The organism is Stenotrophomonas sp. HITSZ_GD (assembly GCF_029543105.1).
GTDB lineage: Bacteria > Pseudomonadota > Gammaproteobacteria > Xanthomonadales > Xanthomonadaceae > Stenotrophomonas_A.
Genome location: NZ_JARQXB010000007.1, coordinates 168,398 through 186,680, shown reverse-complemented (window position 1 = coordinate 186,680; position 18,283 = coordinate 168,398). Strand labels below are relative to the sequence as shown.

At 69.8% G+C, this 18,283-nt stretch carries 18 protein-coding genes; 4 read left to right on the top strand and 14 right to left on the bottom strand.

Going from position 1 to position 18,283, the window contains the following annotated elements:
• Positions 1-177 precede the first annotated feature (177 nt).
• From P6166_RS09590 to creB, 6 genes are all read right to left on the bottom strand, one after another.
• Entirely contained in the window at positions 178-1,059 is an 882-nt protein-coding gene (locus tag P6166_RS09590; RefSeq protein ID WP_277764233.1) for a carbon-nitrogen hydrolase family protein, read from the bottom strand.
• On the bottom strand, positions 1,056-1,661 hold the full coding sequence (locus P6166_RS09585) for a GNAT family N-acetyltransferase (RefSeq protein ID WP_277764232.1): 606 nt from the start codon (positions 1,659-1,661) through the stop codon (positions 1,056-1,058). Before P6166_RS09585 ends, P6166_RS09590 begins: the two co-directional genes overlap by 4 nt.
• A 4-nt stretch (positions 1,662-1,665) precedes the next feature.
• Entirely contained in the window at positions 1,666-2,082 is a 417-nt protein-coding gene (locus P6166_RS09580; RefSeq protein ID WP_277764231.1) for a hypothetical protein, read from the bottom strand.
• Entirely contained in the window at positions 2,079-3,350 is a 1,272-nt protein-coding gene (creD, locus tag P6166_RS09575) for a cell envelope integrity protein CreD (protein ID WP_277764244.1), read from the bottom strand. The genes P6166_RS09580 and creD overlap by 4 nt, the downstream gene beginning before the upstream one ends.
• 90 nt (positions 3,351-3,440) lie before the next feature.
• Positions 3,441-4,886, bottom strand: a complete 1,446-nt coding sequence (gene creC, locus P6166_RS09570; RefSeq protein ID WP_277764230.1) for a two-component system sensor histidine kinase CreC — start codon at positions 4,884-4,886, stop codon at positions 3,441-3,443.
• 3 nt (positions 4,887-4,889) lie between these two features.
• Positions 4,890-5,594 carry a two-component system response regulator CreB gene (gene creB / locus P6166_RS09565; RefSeq protein WP_277764229.1) on the bottom strand — a complete coding sequence of 235 codons (705 nt, stop codon included), beginning with the start codon at positions 5,592-5,594 and terminating at the stop codon, positions 4,890-4,892.
• A 62-nt stretch (positions 5,595-5,656) separates the two neighbouring features.
• On the opposite strand from creB, the gene rlmJ reads away from it, so the two are divergent.
• The 4 genes from rlmJ to P6166_RS09545 all read left to right on the top strand — a co-directional run bounded on the left by rlmJ (position 5,657) and on the right by P6166_RS09545 (position 11,217).
• On the top strand, positions 5,657-6,514 hold the full coding sequence (gene rlmJ / locus P6166_RS09560; protein ID WP_277764228.1) for a 23S rRNA (adenine(2030)-N(6))-methyltransferase RlmJ: 858 nt from the start codon (positions 5,657-5,659) through the stop codon (positions 6,512-6,514).
• 118 nt (positions 6,515-6,632) lie between these two features.
• Positions 6,633-7,175 (top strand): GNAT family N-acetyltransferase, encoded by a 543-nt coding sequence (locus tag P6166_RS09555; RefSeq protein ID WP_277764227.1) that lies wholly within the window; start codon positions 6,633-6,635, stop codon positions 7,173-7,175.
• Positions 7,176-7,243: 68 nt separating this feature from the next.
• The gene (gene mfd, locus P6166_RS09550) at positions 7,244-10,714 is read left to right on the top strand and encodes a transcription-repair coupling factor (RefSeq protein ID WP_277764226.1); all 3,471 of its coding nucleotides are present in this window, start codon (positions 7,244-7,246) and stop codon (positions 10,712-10,714) included.
• 104 nt (positions 10,715-10,818) lie between these two features.
• A complete protein-coding gene (locus tag P6166_RS09545; protein ID WP_277764225.1) occupies positions 10,819-11,217 on the top strand; it encodes an STAS/SEC14 domain-containing protein in 399 nt (132 codons plus the stop codon).
• Position 11,218: 1 nt separating this feature from the next.
• Here P6166_RS09545 and P6166_RS09540 read toward each other — a convergent pair whose 3' ends face one another.
• The 8 genes from P6166_RS09540 to P6166_RS09505 form a co-directional block, all read right to left on the bottom strand.
• The gene (locus tag P6166_RS09540) at positions 11,219-12,778 is read right to left on the bottom strand and encodes a phospholipase D family protein (protein WP_277764224.1); all 1,560 of its coding nucleotides are present in this window, start codon (positions 12,776-12,778) and stop codon (positions 11,219-11,221) included.
• Positions 12,779-12,885: 107 nt separating this feature from the next.
• A complete protein-coding gene (locus tag P6166_RS09535; RefSeq protein WP_277764223.1) occupies positions 12,886-13,434 on the bottom strand; it encodes a hypothetical protein in 549 nt (182 codons plus the stop codon).
• The gene (locus P6166_RS09530) at positions 13,431-14,132 is read right to left on the bottom strand and encodes a DUF2092 domain-containing protein (RefSeq protein WP_277764222.1); all 702 of its coding nucleotides are present in this window, start codon (positions 14,130-14,132) and stop codon (positions 13,431-13,433) included. Before P6166_RS09530 ends, P6166_RS09535 begins: the two co-directional genes overlap by 4 nt.
• 281 nt (positions 14,133-14,413) lie before the next feature.
• Positions 14,414-16,516, bottom strand: a complete 2,103-nt coding sequence (locus P6166_RS09525) for a M13-type metalloendopeptidase (protein WP_277764221.1) — start codon at positions 16,514-16,516, stop codon at positions 14,414-14,416.
• 158 nt (positions 16,517-16,674) lie between these two features.
• The gene (locus P6166_RS09520; RefSeq protein WP_277764220.1) at positions 16,675-17,067 is read right to left on the bottom strand and encodes a hypothetical protein; all 393 of its coding nucleotides are present in this window, start codon (positions 17,065-17,067) and stop codon (positions 16,675-16,677) included.
• Positions 17,068-17,169: 102 nt separating this feature from the next.
• Positions 17,170-17,526, bottom strand: coding sequence for a hypothetical protein (locus P6166_RS09515; RefSeq protein ID WP_277764219.1), 357 nt, complete (start codon positions 17,524-17,526; stop codon positions 17,170-17,172).
• Positions 17,523-17,918: a hypothetical protein gene (locus P6166_RS09510; protein ID WP_277764218.1), complete on the bottom strand. Its 396-nt coding sequence runs from the start codon at positions 17,916-17,918 to the stop codon at positions 17,523-17,525. The genes P6166_RS09515 and P6166_RS09510 overlap by 4 nt, the downstream gene beginning before the upstream one ends.
• 194 nt (positions 17,919-18,112) lie before the next feature.
• Positions 18,113-18,235, bottom strand: a complete 123-nt coding sequence (locus tag P6166_RS09505) for a hypothetical protein (RefSeq protein ID WP_272914614.1) — start codon at positions 18,233-18,235, stop codon at positions 18,113-18,115.
• Positions 18,236-18,283 lie beyond the last annotated feature (48 nt).

The following is an 18,283-nucleotide window of genomic DNA, read 5'->3' as shown; positions in this document are numbered from 1 at the left end:
ATGGATGTCGCCTACGAGCCCCCATGGATGGGTTCACGGCGTGTCCCGAAAGGGCCCAGCCCCCGCAGGCCGTGCACAAATAGCTGCAAGCCGACCCACATCGAAGGCCAAAAAACCAACAGAACCGCAGAAAACCAAAAACAAAAGCGGCCGCAGGCCGCCACCCACTCCCCCCTCCTACCACTCCGAAACCACCGCCCGAACAATCCCAGGCGACAGCTGCCCCCGCCAATCCACATCCACCGCCACCTGCGCCCGCGCACGGCTGGCCTCCAGTGCGTCGAAATCGAGTTCCGCCATCGCCCACACCTCGTCGCCCGCGGTGCGCGCCAGCATGCCGTCCGCCGGCAAACCCACATCCATCGGCGCGTAGATCGCCGCCTCGCCGGTATTCACGTCCAGCGCCGGGCTCCACGCGGCCAGCCCGGCCGTCACCGATTGCGCCACGAACAGCCGGTTCTCCAGCGCGCGCGCCATGCAGCCCACCTGCACCCGCATCGCCCCGGCCGGTGTATCCGTGCAGCTGGGCACCACCAGCAACCGCGCACCGGCCTGCTGCTGCGCCCGCACCGGCAACGGAAACTCGCTGTCGTAGCAGATCGCGATGCCCGCCCGCACTCCGTCGGCCTCGAATACCTTCAGCGCATCACCGCCCTCGATCACCCCGGTCTTCTTCTCGAAGCCGGTCAGCTGCAACTTGTCCTGCCAACCCATCGCACCGTCCGGCGTAAACCAGTAGCCACGGTTGCGATAACGCCCCTCCCCCGTCGCCAGCAGGAAGCTCCCCGCCACCACGTGCATGCCGTGCGCGCGCGCCAGCCGGGAGAACAGCGCCAGATAATCCGCATGGCACTGCTGGATCGCCGCCAACGAGGCGTGCAAGTCCGCCAGCACCGGCAAACCGAACGTCGCCGCCAGTTCCAGCGACAGGTATTCCGGCAGCACCGCCAGCCGTGCGCCCGCTGACGCCGCTTCGCCCAGCAACGCGGCCTGCTTCTCTGCGAACGCGGTGAAGTCCGCCGGCTGGCCTACCGGGTACTTGGCAACGGCGACTTTCATGCGTGCTTCTCCAGCGGGCGGGTCCAGAAGGTCAGCGCGTGCGCGATGTCGCCACGGCCGATCTCGTTCCAATGCAGGCGCAGTTTCAACTCGGGCTGCCGCGTGTAGCCGCGCTTTTGCCAGAACGGCTCGTTGCCACGGTGCGCGCGCGGCTGGCGCCCGTCGCCGGCTTCGCGATCCACCGCGCAGAATGCGGTCAGCGTGTGGCGGCCAAGCGCGCGGGCATGTGCCTCGCGCGCGTCGAAAAAAGCATGTCCCAGCCCGCGCCCGCGGTAGGCCGGCAGCAACACCGATTCGCCGAAGTAGAACACCTCGGCGGGATCGCGCTTCGCGTCGAGGAAGGGCTGGCGGAAGTCCGGCGCGTCGTCGACCAGCGGCAGGCCGGTCGAAGCACCCACCACCGCCCCGCCGTCGCGCGCGAGGACGAAGACGCTCCCCGGCGATTGTGCATAGGCGGCCAGGTATTCGCGCTCGTAGGCGCTGTCGCCTTCGTAGAGGTAGGGCCAATCGCGGAATACCGCGATGCGCAGGCGTGCCACATCGTCGAGGAACGGCGTGACGTCGGCGCCGCGTAGGACGGAGATGACGGGCATGTCGGGCATGCCGTCATTCTATCGCGGCCTCCGTGTGGTCCTGCCGTGCCGGCCACTTGCGCCATGTGCCCTGCTCCTGCCAGAACAACCACGCCTTCGCCTGCGCCGGATCGGCCAGCACCGCGAAAGCGCCCTCCGCGCTGCGGCACCACAGCCCGCCGCGTCCGGGCAACACCTGCCAACCGAGATAGCGTGGCGCCTCCGCATCGCGACCGGGGCGCTTCACCGCTTCCGGCAGGCGCGCGGCGCACGCGGCGGTCAGCCGCAGCCCCACCCTACCTCGCCTGCCGCCGCCCAACGGCAGGCGGGACAGCGGCGAGGTCGCCCAGCATGCCGAATCCGATGGCGGCAACACGGCCATCGTCTCCAGCTCCGCCGGCAACAGCCGGCGTACACGGCGATGCAGGGCGATCAACGCCGCGGCGCTCATCGCAGTTCCTCGTTCAGCGCATACCAGTCCAGCCGGCGCGTCAGCCACATGATCCCGGCGAGGATGCCGAACAGCAGCAGCGAACCCATCAGCAGCGCGTTGTCTTCGGAAACCAGCAATGTGTAGAGCACGCCATACAGCGCCGTGAGCATCAGCGCGAAGCCAGCGGCCAGCGCGCGGCTGCGCATCACGCCCGCCAGGTAGAAGGATTGCAACCCGATACAGGCCAGCGCCGAGGCCACGTAGGCCTGCCAGAATGCGATGTGCTCGGAGAGGCTGAACAGCAACAGGAAGAAGATCGCCAGCGCCAGACCGACCAGCAGGTACTGCACGGGGTGGATCTTCAGCTTGCGGATCAGCTCCAGCAGCACGAAGCCGGTGAAGGTGAGCAGCACGAACAGCAGGCCATATTTGCTGGCACGGTCGGCCTGGGTGTACGCATCGATCGGATCGACCAGTTCCACGCTAAACGCGTCGGGCATTTTGCCCGCCGCCAGTTGGGTCTGCGCCTGGGTGACGAGCGCGGACAGGGACCAGCTTGCAGTGAAGCCGCCGGCGTCGATCGTGCGCTCGTTGGGTGGGTAGGCCCCCGCGAACGACGGATGCGGCCAGCTCGAGCGCAGCGCGACCTGGGTGCTGTCTCCCATCGGCACCACCGACAGACTGCGGGTGCCCGTGACCGTGATGTCCATCGCCACGTCCTGCAACGCGCCCAGCGTGCCCGCGGTTTCCGCAGGCGGCGCGTCCAGATCGGCGCTCAAGCCCGGCATCAACGGCGCCAGGGCCCGGCTGCCGCTGGCGAGCTGCAAAGGCCGGCCTGCCACCGAGAGCCGAGGCGTGCCGGCCAGGCCCCGGATATCCGACACGCCGACGGCAAGGTACGGCTGCTCGTAGACGCGGCCCGGCACCGCCTCGTAAGGCAGCGGGTCGAATTGCGCACGTACGCGCATGCTCCAGGTATACACGGGCACGCGGAACAGCCCCACGCGCCGCTCGGTGGGAACCAGTGCGCCCAGTATCGACAGTGACCTGGGGGCCTGCACGATCACGCCTGATTCGCTGGGCCAACGGCCCTTGTACGGCAGGTAGCGCACGGGGCCGAGGAAGCGCTGCGGGCCGGCCGTGTTGCGCGCCACTCTCTCGATGGCCTCGTCGCGATAGTGCTGCCGATCCGCGATCACCCCGCGAATCAACAACAGCGGAATCAGCAACAGCAGGACCAGCCCGCCCAGCACGGCGAACCGCAACAACAGTTTCAACGATTTCATCGCACGCCCCATGGGAAAGAGGGGCGCAGCGTCGTGCCCGCGCATGGGCGCTGTGCGGAGCGAATTTGAAGTGGGCGTGAAGTGATGCGCTCAGCGCGCGGCGGCGGGCAGCACCAGTTCGGCGCGCGCGCCGCCTTCGGGCCGGTTGTCCAGCCATGCTTGCCCGCCGTGCAGCCGGGCGACCTCGGCCACGAACGGCAGGCCGAGCCCCGAGCTGCGCGGCGCATCCGGGCGGGGCAACGAATAGAAGCGTTCGAACACCCGCTCGCGGGCGTAGTCGGGCACGCCCGGGCCGGCATCGTCCACCTGCACGTGCAGGCGACCCTCGCGCAGCAGGGCGCCGAGCACCACGGTGCCGCCGGCTGGCGAGAACGCCAGCGCGTTGTCGAGCAGGTTGACCAGCGCGCGATGCAGCAGGAAGGCATCGCCCGTCACCGGCGGCAGGTCGGGCGCAGCGTCGAGGCGCAGCGTCACGTCGCGCGAATGGGCGGTCGTAGCCACAGCCTCCAGCGCTTGCCGCAGCCAGGCGGCCACCCCCACCGGCGCGCGCTTCTGCAGCCAGCCGTGCTGCTCGACTTCGGCCAGCGCCAGCAACTTGTCGATGGTCTCGGTCAGGCGGCGCTCCTGCGCCTGGATATGCCCGATGAACCGCTGCCGCTCGTCCTCCGGCAGCGGCTCCTGCAGCAGTTCGGCCGCGCCGCGAATCGCCGCCAGCGGACTCTTCATCTCGTGCGTCAGCGATTGCACGTACTGCTCGACGTAAGCCTTGCCCTCCAGCTTGCGCCGCATCTGTTCCAGCGCCTGGCCCAGGTCGCCGATCTCGTCGCGGCGCGGCGGCGGCGGCGCGACCGGCTCGCCCGCGCTCACCGCCTTGGCATAGCGTTGCAGCCGGCCGATGCCGCGCGCCAGCCACCACGTCGCCAGCAAGCCGATCGCCGCGGAAATCGCCACCAGCCACGCCCCCTGCCGCAGGATGCTGCGCTGGCTGGCGAGGATGAACGGCTCGATGCTGCGGTTGGGCTGGGCCAGCGTGAGCACGCCGATCAGCCGGCCGGGGTCGGCGGGATCGTGGATCGGCGCGGCGACATGCATCACCGAAGGGCTATCCGGATCTTCCGGGTTCTCCGGGCTCGAGCGCGCGCCGTACTCCCCGCGCAGCGTGCGGTAGACATCGTTCCAGCGCGAGTTGTCACGCCCCAGGTCGCGGCCGCTGGAATCGAACACCACCACGCCGCGCGCATCGGTGACCACGACGCGGTAGTCGATGTGGTGCTTGGGAAAACGCCAGACCATGGCGTCCGGGTCGCGCTGCATGGCTTGGGCGAACTGGCGGGCGAAGGCGCCATCGGCGATGTGCCCGGCGGCCAGGTCGGGGGCGGCCATCTCGGCGAGCAGGTTGGCGCTGTCCACCAGCGTGGCTTCGATCGACTGGCGCACGCCTGGCTTCACCTCGTTGACGAACACGCGCATGACGAAGAACGCGGCCACGCCGGCGATCAGGAAGAAGCCGAGGAAAAGCTTGAGCCCCAGGCGCACGGCTCAAGGCTCCAGCGCGTAGCCGAGCCCGCGATGGGTGCGGATCGGGTCCTGCACGGCGCCGGCCGCGCGCAGCTTGGCGCGCAACGTCTTGACGTGGGTGTCCACGGTGCGGTCTGCACTGTCGGCATCGGTGTCCCAGGCGCGGTCCATCAGCTGCGCGCGGCTGAGGATGGCGCCGGGCCGCTGCAGCAGCGCGGCCAGCAGGTGGTACTCGTAGCGGGTGAGCGGCAGCAGGCGGTCGCGGTAGCGGATGCGGCAGCCTTCGCGGTCGATGGCGAACGACTGGTAGCGGCGCCAGCCGGCTTCCGGGTCGGCCTGCGCCGGCAGGTGGCGGCGCAGCCGGGCGCGCACGCGCGCCACCAGCTCGCGCGGCGAGAACGGCTTGGCGACGTAGTCGTCCGCGCCCAGCTCCAGGCCGAGCACGCGGTCGATCTCCTCATGGCGGGCGGTCAGGAACACCACCGGCACCGCGCTGAAGGTGCGCAGCGTTCGGCAGACCTCGAAGCCGTCCACGTCCGGCAGGCCCACATCCAGCAACACCAGGTCCGCCGGCGCCTCGCGCTGGCGCGCCAGCGCCTGCCGGCCGAGGGTGCAGTGCTCCACCGCGTAGCCCTCGCTGCGCAGCGCATACAGCACGGTGTCGGCAATGGCGGGTTCGTCCTCGACGAACAGGATGCGGGCGGCGGCGGACATGGCGCGCAGCATAGCCGCACCGCGCTGCAAGCGCCGGCCCCGCTGCGCGCACGGACCCACTACACTGCCCGCCCATGAACTACCGCCACGCCTTCCACGCCGGCAACCATGCCGACGTGCTCAAGCACATTGTCCTGCTCGCGCTGATCGATGCCCTGCACCGCAAGGACACGCCCTGCTTCGTGCTCGATACCCACGCCGGGCGCGGGCGCTACCTGCTCGGCAGCGGCGACAGCCAGCGCACGCTGGAGGCGGAGGATGGGGTGATGCGGCTGATGGGCTCGCCCAAGCTGCCGGAAGTGGTGGAGCGCTACCTGCGCGCGGTGCAGGCCGACAACCCGGTGGGGGCGCTGATCACCTACCCCGGCTCGCCGCTGCTGGCCGCGCAGGCGCTGCGCGCGCACGACCGCATGGCCTGCTGCGAGGTGCAGCCGGAAGAGGTCGCCGCGCTCAAGGCCTTGTTCGCCCACGACAGCCGCGTGCGCGTCCACGCCGGCGATGGCTACGCCGCGGTGCGCGCGTTCCTGCCGCCCAAGGACGGCGCCACCCGCATCGGCCGCGGCCTGGTGCTGGTCGACCCGCCCTACGAGGCGCAGGACGCCGAGTACCCGCAGATCATCGCCGCCCTGCGCGAGACCCTCACCCGCTGGCCGCAGGCGATGTGCGCGGTGTGGTACCCGATCAAGCAGCGCCGCAGCCTGCAGCCGTTCTTCCGCAAGGCGGCCTCGCTGCCGGGCAAGTCGGTGCTGGTGGCCGAGCTGCTGGTCCGCCCGGACGACTCGCCGTTGCGCCTCAACGGCAGCGGCATGCTGCTGGTCAACGCGCCGTGGCAGTTCGACCATGTCCTGGCGCCGGCGCTGCCGGCGTTGCGTACCCACCTGGGCGAAGCCGGGGCGACCACGCGCCTGGAATGGCTCAAGTCAGGCGACTGAACACGTCACGGGGGACTCACGCCCCGTGAAGGTAGAGTGACGCCTTTGCTCCCCCGGTTCCCCCGCCGGCGCTTTTCGCAGTCGAGCCATCCCCTGTCGACCCGAAGGAACCTAGGTCATGGCTATCCGCAATCGCATGCCGCCCTGGCATGAAAACTTCAACCTACCCAACGGCCGCACCCTGTTGCTGCGGCCGGTCAGGCCGGAGGACGGCCCGCCGCTGCAAGGCGCCTTCAGCCTGCTCGGGCCAGACGAGATCCGCGCCCGCCTGCTCGGGCCGGGGGAGGACATCACCCCGGAAATGCTGCAGCGGCTGACCCACCCGAACCCGAAGAGCGAGATCGTGCTGGTCGCCGCCGAGCAACTGCCCCCCGGCGAAGCGGTGGTGGGCGCGGTGGCCCGCGCGGGCATCGTGCCGGGCACGCGCGAGGCCGAGTACACGATCCTGGTCAGCCACTTCGTCGCCGGCCAGGGACTGGGCCGCCAGTTGATGCGCAAGCTGGTGAAGTGGGCCCGCCGCAAGTACCTGGACCGCCTATACGGCGATGTGCTCAAGGCCAACGAGCCGATGCTGGAGCTGGCCGGCTCGCTGGGTTTCCAGCCGCAGCCGCACCCCACCTCGCCGGAACTGCTGCGGATGGTGCTGGAGCTGGAGGGTTAGGCACCCGCGGAGCGCGCGCCCCCCTTCCACACGCTCCCATGAACCGGCCGGGGTAAAATCCCCGGCACATGCCGTCTTCTTCCCGCCTCCCCGCTCCGCCGCTGCCCCGTGCCGGGCAGCTCCGCGCCTACTGGCGCAATCCCGCCTCGGCCACCGCCCTGGCCTGGTACGTGGCCCGCGCCGCCGAGGCGCACGAGGGCCCGCTGCTGGTCGTCACCCGCGACAACCACGGCGCGCACCAGCTCGAAGCGGACCTGCTGGTACTGCTGGGTGAGCGCTCGACGCTGCCGGTGCTGCCGTTCCCGGATTGGGAAACCCTGCCCTACGACCAGTTCAGTCCGCACCCGGACATCATCAGCCAGCGCCTGTCCGCGCTGCACCGCCTGCCCACCCTGAGCCAGGGCGTCGTGGTGGTGCCGGTGCAGACGCTGATGCAGCGCCTGGCGCCGCTGAAGTACATCGTCGGCGGCAGCTTCGACCTGAAGGTCGGCCAGCGCCTGGACCTGGACGCGGAAAAGCGCCGGCTGGAAAGCGCCGGCTACCGCAACGTGCCGCAGGTGATGGACCCGGGCGACTTCGCCGTGCGCGGCGGCCTGCTGGACGTCTACCCGATGGGTGCCGAGGCGCCGCTGCGCATCGAGTTGCTGGACGAGGACATCGATTCCATCCGCGAATTCGACCCCGAATCGCAGCGCTCGCTGGACAAGGTTCCGGCGGTGAAGATGCTGCCCGGCCGCGAGGTGCCGCTCGACGATGCCAGCGTGGAGCGCGTGCTGGCGCGGCTGCGCGAGCGCTTCGACGTGGATACCCGGCGCAGCGCGCTCTACCAGGACCTCAAGGCGGGCCTGGCGCCCTCGGGCATCGAGTACTACCTGCCGCTGTTCTTCGACCAGACCGCCACGCTGTTCGACTACCTCGGCCCTCGCACGCTGACCTTGGTCGCGCCGGGCGTTTCCAACGCGGCCGACGCGTTCTGGACCCAGACCCAGCAGCGCTACGAGCAGCGCCGCCACGACGTCGAGCGCCCGCTGCTCGCGCCCGATGCGCTGTACCAGCCGCCGGATACGTTGCGCGAAAAGCTCAACGACCTGCCGCGCATCGAGGTATGGCCGAACGACCACGCGCGTTTCCAGGACGCGGCCGCGCTGGGCGACCAGCCGCTGCCGCCGTTGCCGGTGGCGGCCAAGGACGCGCCGGCCGGCGAGGCGCTCAAATCCTTCCTGTCCCACTACCCCGGCCGCGTGCTGGTGGCCGCCGATTCGCCCGGCCGGCGCGAGGCGCTGCTGGAAGTGTTGGCCGCGGCCGCGCTGCAACCGCAGGTGGTGCCGGACCTGCCGGCATTCCTCGCGGACGAGGCGGCCAGGTTCGCCATCGCCGTCGCCCCGCTGGAGGACGGCTTCGCGCTGGATGCGCCGCGCATCGCCGTGCTCACCGAGCGGCAGCTGTTCCCCGAGCGTGCCACCCAGCCGCGGCGCGCGCGCCGGGCCGGCCGCGAACCGGAAGCGATCATCCGCGACCTGGGCGAGCTGACCGAAGGGGCGCCCATCGTCCACGAGGACCACGGCGTGGGCCGCTATCGCGGGCTGATCGCCATGGACGTGGGCGGCATGCCCGGCGAATTCCTCGAAATCGAATATGCCAAGGGCGATCGGCTGTACGTGCCGGTGGCGCAGCTGCACCTGATCAGCCGCTACTCCGGCGCTTCGCCGGAAACCGCGCCGCTGCATTCGCTCGGCGGCGAGCAGTGGACCAAGGCCAAGCGCAAGGCCGCCGAGAAGGTGCGCGACGTGGCCGCCGAGCTGCTGGAGATCCAGGCGCGCCGCCAGGCCCGCGCCGGGCTGGCGCTGCACGTGGACCGCGCGATGTACGAGCCGTTCGCCGCCGGCTTCCCGTTCGAGGAAACGCCCGACCAGCTCGCCGCCATCGAGGCCACGCTGCGCGACCTGCAATCCAGCCAGCCGATGGACCGCGTGGTCTGCGGCGACGTGGGCTTCGGCAAGACCGAGGTGGCGGTACGCGCGGCCTTCGCCGCGGCCAGCGGCGGCAAGCAGGTCGCCGTGCTGGTGCCCACCACGCTGCTGGCCGAGCAGCATTACCGCAACTTCCGCGACCGCTTCGCCGATTACCCGCTCAAGGTCGAAGTGCTCTCGCGCTTCAAGACCACCAAGGAGATCAAGGCCGAGCTGGAGAAGGTCACCGCCGGCACCATCGACGTGATCGTCGGCACGCACCGGCTGCTGCAATCGGACGTGAAGTTCAAGGACCTGGGCCTGGTCATCGTGGACGAGGAACAGCGCTTCGGCGTGCGCCAGAAGGAGGCGCTCAAGGCGATGCGCGCCAACGTGCACCTGCTCACGCTCACCGCCACGCCGATCCCGCGCACGCTCAACATGGCCATGGCCGGCCTGCGTGACCTGTCCATCATCGCCACCCCGCCGCCGAACCGGCTGGCGGTGCAGACCTTCATCACCCAGTGGGACAACGCACTGCTGCGCGAAGCGTTCCAGCGCGAGCTGGCGCGCGGCGGCCAGCTGTACTTCCTGCACAACGACGTGGAGAGCATCGGGCGCATGCAGCGCGACCTCTCCGAACTGGTGCCCGAAGCGCGCATCGGCATCGCCCACGGGCAGATGCCCGAGCGCGAGCTGGAGCGGGTGATGCTGGATTTCCAGAAGCAGCGGTTCAACGTGCTGCTGTCGACGACGATCATCGAATCGGGCATCGACATCCCCAACGCGAACACCATCATCATCAACCGCGCCGACCGTTTCGGCCTGGCGCAGTTGCACCAGCTGCGCGGCCGCGTGGGCCGCTCGCACCATCGCGCGTATGCCTACCTGGTGGTGCCGGACCGGCGCTCGATGACGCCGGACGCGGAGAAGCGCCTGGAGGCCATCGCGTCCATGGACGAGCTGGGCGCTGGCTTCACCCTGGCCACGCACGACCTGGAAATCCGCGGCGCCGGCGAGCTGCTGGGCGAGGACCAGAGCGGGCAGATGGCCGAGGTGGGCTTCAGCCTGTACACCGAGTTGCTCGAACGCGCCGTGCGCAGCATCCGCCAGGGCAAGCTGCCCGACCTGGATGCCGGCGAGGAAGTGCGCGGCGCCGAAGTGGAGCTGCACGTGCCGGCGTTGATCCCCGAGGATTACCTGCCCGACGTGCATACCCGCCTGACGCTGTACAAGCGCATTTCCAGCGCGCGCGACAGCGAATCGCTGCGCGAGCTGCAGGTGGAGATGATCGACCGCTTCGGCCTGTTGCCGGAGGCGGCCAAGCACCTCTTCGCGATCGCCGAGCTGAAGCTGCAGGCCAATGAACTGGGGATTCGCAAGATCGAGCTGGGCGAGGCCGGCGGCCGGCTGGTGTTCGAGTCCAAGCCGAACATCGACCCGATGGCGGTGATCCAGATGATCCAGAAGCAGCCCAAGCTCTACACGATGGACGGCCCGGACAAGCTGCGCATCAAGCACCCGCTGCCGGAGGCGGAGGATCGCTTCAACGCGGCACGCGCGCTGCTGACGACACTGCGGAAGGGTTGAGGGGACCGGCGCGCGCGGCGCGCGGCGCGCGCCGTGCCTCTCTCACGCCACATTCCGCCCCCGGGCCCGACACTGCGCGCACGCCCGCCCGGAGCACGCTGCCCATGTACGACGCCCTTCCCTCCGCCGACCATGTCGGCGCGTACCGTTTCAGCGGCACCCTGGATCGCGAGGATTACGACCGCTGCATCGCCGACGTGGAGGCGCGCCTGCAGCGCCATGGCCGCATCGGCATCTACTGCGAACTGGACGGCTTCACCGGCCTCACGCTGCCCGCGCTGGGCCGCGACCTGGAATATGGCCTGCGCAATTTCGGCCACTACCATCGCTTCGCGCGCGTGGCGGTGGTCGCCGCGCCCGGCTTCGTCGCCGGCATGACCTCGCTGGCCGGCCGGTTCCTGCCGCGCACGGAGGTAAAGGTGTTTGCGCCCGACGAGCGCGTGATGGCGCAGAACTGGGTGACCGATTTCGACCCGGAACAGGACTCGGCCGACGCCGACTGAGCTAGAGCTGCGATTCCACCGGCAGCCAGCCGATCACCCGCGCGGCCGCCCGGCGCCACACGCTGGCATCGGGCTCGCGCGTCCAGGTGTGCGGCGGGCGCGCGGCATCGTCGTGCCAGCGCAGCGCGTCGCCTTCCAGCGCCAGCCGGTAGCTCACCGCCGGCGCGGTCTTGCGTGCATACAGCCGCTGCAGCTCGCGCGCCATGTCAGGCTGTTCGAACAGCAGCCCCATTTCGGTGTTGAGGTTCATCGAGCGCGGATCGAGGTTGAACGATCCCACGAACCCGGTGCGCCCGTCCACCACGAACGCCTTGGTGTGCAGGCTCGCGCCGCTGGAACCGAACAGGCTGCCGTCCGGCTTGCCCTGTGCCTTGAGCTCGTACAGCGCCACGCCCGCGCGCAGCAGCGGGGCGCGGTAGCCCGCATAGCCGCCATGCACGGCGACGACGTCGTTGGCGGCCAGCGAGTTGGTCAATACGCCCACCTCCACGCCCCGCTGGCGCAGGTCGCGCATCCAGCGCAGGCCCGCATCGCCGGGCACGAAGTACGGCGAGATCAGCAGCAGCTGGTGCCGCGCGCCGGACATGTCGTGGACCAGCACCGGCGTCATCCAGTCCGGCGCGGGCGGCGCACCGGCTGCCTTTTCCGGCGGGTCGGAGATCAGGTGCGCCGAGCGCGACCAGTGCACCTCGCGGGTACCGGCCACCAGGCTGCGGACCCCCGGCGATTGCGCGAGCTTGCGCAGGTAGGGCTGGGCCATCGGCGAGCGCAGCCCGGTATCCAGCGTCTGCCGCACCGCCGCCAGCGTGGTATGGGGATGCTTGACCAGCGCGGACAGCGGCACCGCGTTGGGGCTGTTCCAGTAGGCGTCGAACTGGCGCTCGCCCTCGCCCACCGCCTGGCCGATCACCGCCACGTCGGTGTCCATGAAGTTGGTGTCGCGCGCGGCGTCGAAGTATTCGTCGCCCACGTTGCGGCCGCCCACGATGGCGACCCGGCCATCGGCGATCCAGGCCTTGTTGTGCATGCGCCGGTTCACGCTGAGCCAGCGCAGCACCATTTCCAGGCCGCGCGCCAGGCTGCCCTCGCGGGCGCGGGTGGGATTGAACAGGCGTACCTCGATCCGCGGGTGGCTATCGAGCGCGGCGAGCACGTCGCGGCTGCCGCTCACGTTGAGATCGTCCAGCAGCAGGCGCACGCGCACGCCGCGGTCGGCGGCGCGCAGCACTTCGTCGTAGAGCAGGTTGCCGGTGAAGTCCGGATGCCACATGTAGTACTGCAGGTCCAGGCTGCGCCCGGCACCGCGCGCCAGCAGCGCACGCGCGGCGAAGGCATCGACGTTGTCGGCCAGCAGCACCATGCCGGTCTCCTCCGGCCGGGCCGCCAGCAGGGGCGCCACGCTGCGATCCACCGCGGTGGCCGCGGCGGCGACCGGCAGGGCATGGCCCGCCGGGCCGCGCACGCGCTCGGTGAAGCGGCCATAGCTCCACAGCGCGGCCAGGGAGGCCAGCACGAAGCCCACCAGGACGATGGCGATCCACTTCACGGTGCGTCGGGTCATGGCGCGATTCTAGACAACCCGTGTCAATGCCCCGTGTCATGCCGCCGATGCCCCAAAAAAAAGCGAGGACCGGTACCGCGTCCGCGCCGGAGGAGTGCGAGGCCGGCTCAGCCCGGCGGGTTGACCACCACGTACTGCACGGTCGTGCCGGCGTACTGCGGTTGGTACCAGGTGCTGCCGCACTGCTGGTAGGCGATGCCGTTCACCACGGTGGTCACGCAGCTCGGCGGCACCGAGTTGACGATCGAGCCGACCACCGCGGCGGTCACCATCGTGGTGGCGGTCACCGCCGCGGCGGTCGCCACGGGGTGGTCGTACCAGCCGTCGTGCCAGTGGTTGTCCACGTCCACGTCGATGTCGCGGTGCACGTCGATGTCGCGGTTGACGTTGCGGTTGACGTTGCGGTCGATGTTCGCGTTGCGGTTCACGTTGCCGCCCCGGTTGACGTTCGGCGCGCCGCCGCGATTGACGTGGGCCGGCTGCGCGCCGCGGTTCATCCCGCCGGCGCGGTTCGCCGCCGGCGGGTGGTTGATGCCGGTATGCGCCACCGAGCGCGCGCGCGGTCCGGCGTGCGCGCCGCCGCTGGCCAGGGCCAGGCCACCGAAGCCGGCGGCCATCGCCACCGCGAGCAGGAAACGGGCGTTGCGACTGTTCATGGCTGGTCCTCCTCGACCGCGGCGACATCGACTTCGACCAGCTCGATCCGCGCGGCATCCTTCGGCGGCACGAAGGCGAACGTGGAATCCTTCAGCGCCGCGCTGGTGTTCCAGGTCAGCGTGGTGGCGTACTGCGGCTGCGCCGGATCGGTGGTGGTGGTGATCACCAGGCGGCGGGGCAGCGGCTTGTCGCCGGTCTCCAGCCACAGCTGCCAGTCCACGCCGTCCTGGCGGAAGGCGTACTGCTCGGTGACGCTGCCGTCGATGCGCGCCGGCCCGACGAACGTTGCCTGCTGCAGCGCCGAAATGGGTGCGGCCGGCGTACCCCACAGGAACAGGTCCGGCAGCGGCAGCTCGATGCCGTAGCGGTCGCGCGCCACCGCCACCAGCTCGTGCAGCGTGGGCGGCGCCTCGACGCGGGCGTAGAACTTGTTCTTCGGCCCGTAGAGGGTGAGCGTCTTGCCGTCGTAGTACAGCGCGCGCTCCTTGCGATCGGTTTTCCAGTCCAGGCGCAGCCCATCCGGCACGCGGACCTTGTAGTCCACCTCGCCGGGGAATTGCAGCTTCTGGCCGTCGTCGGTCACCACGTCCAGGGTGGTATCGCCGTGCACGGTGAAGTTCTTCAGGCTGCGCAGGTAGCGGCCCATCTTTTCCAGCGCGGCCGCCGCACGCGGATCGACAGCCGCGGCGGCGGGCACAGCGGGCGCGGCCGCCGGGGGCGGTGGCGGTGGCGCAGCGACGGGCGGCGCCTTCGCGGGCGCGGCCATGGCGGGCCATACGAGGGCCAGGCCAAAGGCCAGGCAGAGTGGACGCGATGACATGGGGCTTCCTCCAGCGGCGTGCGGCAAGCAGACCACTCCGCCCTCGCGGGCGCGACGGATGAACTACCGGTCGGCGCTGAGTAAAACTACTGAAAGCCCGAATGCGCGAAGGGCCCGGTCGCCGACCGGGCCCTTCGCGTGCCGTGCGGGAAGACGGCTTACCAGATCGCCACGCGGTCCTTGCCGGTGCGCACCATGCGGTCGCCCGCCTTGCACTGGAACGCCTGCGCGTAGGCCGGCATGTTCGACGGCGCGGCGATGGCGCGGAAGTTGGCCGGCGCGTGCGGGTCGGTGTTCAGGCGCACGCGCAGCTCGCCGTCGGTGAAGTTGCGGCGCCACACCGTGGCCCAGTTCATGAAGAAGCGCTGGTCCTGGGTGTAGCCGTCGATCTTGCGCTTGGCGGCCGGGTCCTGCTTGAGCGCCATCTGCAGCGCGTCGTAGGCCACGGTGAGGCCGCCGAGGTCGCCGATGTTCTCGCCCAGGGTCAGCTTGCCCTTCACGTGCACGCCCGGCACCGCTTCGTAGCCGTCGAACTGCGCGACGAGCTGGTCGGTGCGCTCGGTGAACAGCTTGCGGTCGCCCTCCGTCCACCAGCTGTCGAAATTGCCCTTGGCGTCGAACTGGCTGCCGGAGTCATCGTAGCCGTGCATCATCTCGTGGCCGATCACCGCGCCGATGCCGCCGTAGTTGAGCGCCGGGTCCGCCTTGGGGTCGAAGAACGGCGGTTGCAGGATCGCCGCCGGGAATACGATCTCGTTCTTGGTGGCGTTGTAGTAGGCGTTGACCGTCTGCGGGGTCATGCCCCACTCGGTGCGGTCCACCGGCTTGCCGATCTTGTCCAGGCGGTAGCGGTAGTTGAACGCCTGCGCCGCTTCCATGTTGGCGAGGAAACCAGCGTCGGTGGTCTGCAGGCCGCTCCAGTCGCGCCACTTGTCCGGATAGCCGATCTTCGGCGTGAAGCTGGCCCACTTCTCCAGCGCGCGCTGCTTGGTGTCGGCGCTCATCCAGTCCAGCTTTTCCAGGCGCGCCTTCAGCGCGACCGACAGGTTGTTCACCAGCTGCTGCATCTCCACCTTCGATTCCGGCGGGAAGGCGGCCTGCACATAGAGCTGGCCCAGGCCCTCGCCGATGGCCTCGTTGACCGCTTCCAGGCTGCGCTTCCAGCGCGGCAGCATTTCCTGCTGGCCGCGCAGGGTCTTGTTGTAGAAATCGAAGTGCGCCTGCTCGAAGGATTGCGCCAGGTACGGCGCGGCCTCGTCGATGGTGTGGAAGCGCAGGTAGGCCTGCCAGGTGCTGGCCGGCGTGTCGGCGAGCATCTTGTCCAGTTCGGCGAAATAGCCGGGCTGGGCGAGCGAGAACTTGTCCTTGGCCGGCACCTGCAAGGTATCGAAGAACGCGTTCCAGTCGAAGTGCGGGGTGATGGCGTTGGCCTGCGCGGCGCTCACTGGGTTGTAGCGCTTGGACGGGTCGCGCAATTCGATGCGCGACAGCGAGGCGTTGGCCAGCCGGGTTTCGAACGCCATCACGGCCTTGGCCTGCGCGGCGGCCTGCGCCGGCTGGGCGCCGCCCAGTTCCAGCACGCGAGCGATGTACTGCACGTAGGCGTCGCGGATCTTGGCCTGCGCTTCGTCGAAGTAGTAGCCCTTCTCCGGCAGGCCCAGGCCGCCCTGCCCCGCATAGGCGATGACCTGGCCGGAATCCTTGTAGTCGGCATTGGCCCCGAAGGAGAACAGGAAGCCCTGGCCCTGCGCGTAACGCTCGCGCAGCCACGCGGCGATGGCCTTGCCGTCGCGCAGGCCGTCGATGGCCTTGAGCTGCGGCTGCAGCGGCTTCAGGCCGGCCTGGTTGATGGCGGCCTCGTCCATGCCGGTGCGCCAGATGTCGGCGATCTTGCCTTCGACGCTGCCGGCCGGCGCGTTGGCCGCGGCGGCCTGTTCGACCAGCGCGTGCTGGATCACCAGCGAGCGCTCGGCCAGCACTTCGAAGCTGCCCCAGCTGGTGCGGTCGGCCGGCACGGGATTGGCCTTGAGCCACTTGGCGTTGACGAAGCCGTTGAGGTCGTCGCAGGCGGCGATGGACGGATCGAGGTCGGCGGGGTTGAGGGCCACCTTGGGGGCGTCGAGCTTGGCGACATCCAGCGCCCGCGCGGTGGCGGCAGGCGCCTTGGCAGTGGAAGCGGCCTCGGCCTGCGGGCCATGCACGGACAGGGCCAGGGTGATCGCGGCGGTCAGGGCGACCGGGACGAAGGTGCGAAGGGACATGCGGGACGACTCCGGACAGCGGACGAGGAAGACTCCCCAGCCTAGAACATTGTCCGGTTCGACCTATGGGTCATTGGTCACGGCGAGGTGGGTCCGCGCCGGTGTTGCGGTGGAACGGGAATCGCGCCGGCATCCCGCGGCGCGATCCCGCGCTTGCACTATTGCGACAGCCACCAGCGCGTGCGTTCCACCGCCAAGCCCTGCCGGTCGCCGACCTGGAGCAAGGGCTTCAGGCGCATTTCGGCCGCCTGCAGGCTGCGGGCATCGGTCACGCAGCTGGCGCTGGACAGGCGCGCCTCGGGCACGTTGTACAGGCGCGCCACCCAGCTGGCGTAGGCCTGTGCATCAAGCGTCGGCGCGCCGAGCGCGTCGATGCGTCCCGGCGCGCTGGCGTAGACCCGCTTGGCGGAGGCATCGGTGACCACGCAGGCCGCATAGCTGCGCGACGTATCGGCATGCGCCGATGGCGAGGCACTGAGCGGGGCAGTAAAAGACAGGGCGCTGGTGACGAGCGCGCCGAGCAGCACAGTGGAGCCGAGACGACGATCCATGGTGTGTCTCCGGTAGCGCCCCCGTGGCGGGGACGATGGGCGGACTGTAGCAGGCCAGCGCGGGGTGGGTCGTCAAGGGCTGCCGGCGAGCCGTCGAGGGGTTTAGATGGACATTGCGATGGCGAACAGCGCGGCACCGACCCATACACCGAAGATGCCCAGCGCCGCGAGCACGCGCAGGCTGGATTTCCAGGCGCCCAACAGCGCGAGGAGAACGATGGTGACGGAACACGCCAGGTAGAGCGCCAACATCGCCTTGCCCAACGACAACAGGGCGGCGGGCCCCAGCAGCAGCGCGATTTCCATGCCACCGAACGCCAGCCAGTCAGGCCGATACAGTGCCACCCAGCCGAGTAGTGCGTATGACAAGACCAAGGCGCACAGGATCGTCGCGGGTATCGCGTTCGCCCACGATCCGGGGCGGCGACCGAAGATGGCGTGCGGTCGGAAGGCGATCATGCGCCCGCCCCTGCTCCGATACGCGGGCGACGATCGAACCACCACCCGAGCAAACCGCCCAGCAGCATCGGCGCCAGCGAATACATCGGCGCGATGAGCAGCCCCAGCGCGGCCTGTGCATCGGCGCGCAAGTTGATGCTGCCGTACACCCAGGCCAGGAAGCCGTAACCCAGCAGCGCGGGAATCCACAGCGAGGACATGCGCCGATACAGCCAGCTGCACAGCAGCAGGCCACCCCACACCACCGCGCTGCACGCGGCCAGGAAGCCGAACCCGCCCCAGCCGCTGTAAGTGAGCTGCCCCAGCCATTCGCGGCCGCCCGGCAGGCGTGCCAGGTAGGGCAGCACGAGGGCGAACACCACGATCAACACACGCAGCAATATCTTTCGCATGGTGTCATCCGACATGTTTGAAAAAGCCACGACAATCATTGCCATGACAGCGCCGCAGGGCCGAGGATCTCAGGGACCGAAAGGGCCCGGTTATCCACCTGGTTCGACGCACCGTCGTAGCGACTGAATCGATGCACACCCGCGCGCCCACCTGCCCGGCAACGCCGCAGCATCAGCACGCTCGCCGCCCGCCTTCAAGGCCTATCTCCCGGCGGCCGCCCGATCCTTCCGCGCAGCCCCCACATCACCACCAGCGCGACCAGGGCGATGCCCAGCGCGATCGGCACGCCATAGGACAACAGGTAACGCAGGACCATCGGACACCCTCCTCTTGCGCCTCCATCATGCGCCCTGGCGCGGCCAGT

Bases quoted from the DNA above. Each gene is read 5' to 3' on its own strand.
- P6166_RS09590 (WP_277764233.1), bottom strand. From the start codon at position 1,059: ATGAAAGTCGCCGTTGCCAAGTACCCGGTAGGCCAGCCGGCGGACTTC.
- P6166_RS09585 (WP_277764232.1), bottom strand. From the start codon at position 1,661: ATGCCCGACATGCCCGTCATCTCCGTCCTACGCGGCGCCGACGTCACG.
- P6166_RS09580 (WP_277764231.1), bottom strand. From the start codon at position 2,082: ATGAGCGCCGCGGCGTTGATCGCCCTGCATCGCCGTGTACGCCGGCTG.
- creD (WP_277764244.1), bottom strand. From the start codon at position 3,350: ATGAAATCGTTGAAACTGTTGTTGCGGTTCGCCGTGCTGGGCGGGCTG.
- creB (WP_277764229.1), bottom strand. From the start codon at position 5,594: ATGCTGCGCGCCATGTCCGCCGCCGCCCGCATCCTGTTCGTCGAGGAC.
- rlmJ (WP_277764228.1), top strand. From the start codon at position 5,657: ATGAACTACCGCCACGCCTTCCACGCCGGCAACCATGCCGACGTGCTC.
- P6166_RS09555 (WP_277764227.1), top strand. From the start codon at position 6,633: ATGGCTATCCGCAATCGCATGCCGCCCTGGCATGAAAACTTCAACCTA.
- mfd (WP_277764226.1), top strand. From the start codon at position 7,244: ATGCCGTCTTCTTCCCGCCTCCCCGCTCCGCCGCTGCCCCGTGCCGGG.
- P6166_RS09545 (WP_277764225.1), top strand. From the start codon at position 10,819: ATGTACGACGCCCTTCCCTCCGCCGACCATGTCGGCGCGTACCGTTTC.
- P6166_RS09540 (WP_277764224.1), bottom strand. From the start codon at position 12,778: ATGACCCGACGCACCGTGAAGTGGATCGCCATCGTCCTGGTGGGCTTC.
- P6166_RS09535 (WP_277764223.1), bottom strand. From the start codon at position 13,434: ATGAACAGTCGCAACGCCCGTTTCCTGCTCGCGGTGGCGATGGCCGCC.
- P6166_RS09525 (WP_277764221.1), bottom strand. From the start codon at position 16,516: ATGTCCCTTCGCACCTTCGTCCCGGTCGCCCTGACCGCCGCGATCACC.
- P6166_RS09520 (WP_277764220.1), bottom strand. From the start codon at position 17,067: ATGGATCGTCGTCTCGGCTCCACTGTGCTGCTCGGCGCGCTCGTCACC.
- P6166_RS09515 (WP_277764219.1), bottom strand. From the start codon at position 17,526: ATGATCGCCTTCCGACCGCACGCCATCTTCGGTCGCCGCCCCGGATCG.
- P6166_RS09510 (WP_277764218.1), bottom strand. From the start codon at position 17,918: ATGCGAAAGATATTGCTGCGTGTGTTGATCGTGGTGTTCGCCCTCGTG.
- P6166_RS09505 (WP_272914614.1), bottom strand. From the start codon at position 18,235: ATGGTCCTGCGTTACCTGTTGTCCTATGGCGTGCCGATCGCGCTGGGC.